Here is a 1647-nt window from a genome sequence, read left to right on the forward strand (position 1 = left end):
CCTCCAGTACACGGCGATGGGCGACACCATCAACCTGGCCTCGCGCCTCGAAGGCATCAACAAGACCTACGGCACGGCGATCCTGGTGTCGCAGACGACGGCGGCGCGCTGCGGCGATGCGTTCGCGTTCCGCAAGGTCGACACTGTTCAGGCCAAGGGACGGACTGAGTCCGTCACCGTGTATGAGCTGGTGTCCGCCCGCAGCGGCGTGCCGGCGCGGCCGATGGTCGAAACCGTCGCCTGAGCCGGTATCCGGCAACGGGGTCAATCGGCGCCCACCGGCCGACCGTGACGGGCCTGGCCTTTGCGTCTATCGAAGGCCATGGGCGAACATGCGTCAACGAGGTGGTCGCGGCCTCTTCGGGAGTACCTGGCCGTCGTCATGGTCGGCCTGTTGATCGGTGTCACCGGCCTGATCGCGGGCCTGCATTACAATGCGGGCCGTAAGGCAGCGATTGCGCTCGCCAGCCAGCACATGCGCGTGCTGTCGGAGCGCCTGGTCGAAAACCATCGCCTGCTGTCGGCCGAATCGGTGATGTTCGTCGAGGTGGCGGCCATCGCCGACGAGTTCGAGCGGCCGCCTCCCGACCAGCTCGCGTCGAAGATCGCCTATCTCAAGCTCGCCGTCGATCGCGCCGCCCATGTCGACGCCGCCTATGTGGGCTATCCCAACGGCGACGCGGTCAACGTGGTGCATCTGGGACGCTCGCCGCGCTGGCGCAGGGTGCTCGATGCTCCCGCCGCCGCGGCCTACGCGGTACGCATCGTGACCATCGGTTCCGACGGGCGGCGGCAGGCGCAGTGGACGCTCCACGATGCCGACATGGCGCTGCTGGGGACACGGCCGGAGGTCGGCCGCCCCTACGATCCGCGCACGCGGCCCTGGTATCGCCTGGGGACCGGGCGAACCGACACCGCCTCGGTGCCCCCCTACCTGTTCGAGACCACCGGCGAGCTCGGCATGACCGTCGCCAAGGCCCACAGCACCCGTCCGGGCATCGTCTTCGGCGTCGATGTCGTGCTGTCGACGCTGTCGCAATTCCTCGATGCCAGCCAAGTCACGCCGGGCGCGATCACGCTGGTCGTCGGCCCGCAGGGCGACGTGCTGATCCGGTCCGGACCTGCCCAGGTCGACGTGGCCCCCCTGCTGCGGCGGCCACTTCCGCTCGATACGACCTCGCAGCTCGCCATCGACGGGCAGTCCTACCTCGTTTCCGCCACCAGCGTCGACTTTGACAGCCTGCTCAAGGGCTCGCGCGTCGTGGTCGCCGCCCCCCTGGCCGAGCTGACCCGCGCGGCCGACGCCGCGCTCATGCGTGACCTCGCCATCGCAGCGGCGATCCTGCTGACCGGCGTGCTGCTGGCGCTCATCCTCTCCGGCCAGATCGCCAAGACCCTGCGCCGGCTGACCGGGGAGGCCGACAGCCTGAAGGACCTGCTGCTCATGCCCCCCGTCGAGGTGCACTCCCGGATTTCGGAGATCTCGGCCCTCAGCCGCGCCATGACGGCCGCGCGGACCGCCATCAACGGCTTCGGCCTCTATGTGCCGGTGGAGATCGTCAGGCGCATCCTCGACGACGGCCGCTTCGCCGGCCGCTCGGCGGCGCGCCAGGAGGTGACGGCGCTGTTCACCGACATCGCCGACTT

1 protein-coding gene and 1 pseudogene are annotated in these 1647 nt (G+C 69.5%); both read left to right on the plus strand.

Annotated features, from left to right (window positions below; translation table 11 throughout):
* Positions 1 to 244, plus strand: a 244-nt coding sequence (locus IEW34_RS30165; RefSeq protein ID WP_188612953.1) for an adenylate/guanylate cyclase domain-containing protein, incomplete at its 5' end; no start/stop codon positions are given.
* 138 nt (positions 245 to 382) lie between these two features.
* Positions 383 to 1647 (plus strand): annotated as a pseudogene (locus IEW34_RS30170) (adenylate/guanylate cyclase domain-containing protein); the annotation flags it as partial.

The sequence above is a fragment of the Chelatococcus reniformis genome, from assembly GCF_014640075.1.
Taxonomy (GTDB): domain Bacteria; phylum Pseudomonadota; class Alphaproteobacteria; order Rhizobiales; family Beijerinckiaceae; genus Camelimonas; species Camelimonas reniformis.